This window comes from Rhodomicrobium sp. Az07 (assembly GCF_018619475.1).
Lineage (GTDB): Bacteria > Pseudomonadota > Alphaproteobacteria > Rhizobiales > Rhodomicrobiaceae > Rhodomicrobium.
Genome location: NZ_JAHFZG010000068.1, coordinates 1 through 312, shown reverse-complemented (window position 1 = coordinate 312; position 312 = coordinate 1). Strand labels below are relative to the sequence as shown.

Below are 312 nucleotides of genomic sequence, written 5' to 3'. Positions count from 1 at the left end.
TTCGTTCGTGTAGCGATAGGTCAAGCGCTCGCCAGCGGGGCAAAGATAGACATCCTCATTCGCCTTGTAGACGAAGTCCTGCTTGCCAAAGCGCCCTTCGGCCTTGGCGCCTGAGGTTGAAATCCTGGGCACATACGCCGTCACGCCTGCTTGCTCGCAGGCAAGAATTTCCTTGCCATCGTAATAGCCGCGATCAGCGATGGCCTCGATGGCTTCGGCGCCAAGAGCTTCCTTGGCCTGTCCGGCCATGCTGGAGAGCTGGTGGCGGTCATGGACAGCGTTCGTGACGTCATGAGCAACGATGAGATGATG

The 312-nt window shown here is 58.3% G+C and carries 1 pseudogene; it reads right to left on the bottom strand.

The features are described 5' to 3' along the window. Positions 1-312: pseudogene (locus KKP04_RS15360) on the bottom strand (IS5/IS1182 family transposase); the annotation flags it as partial.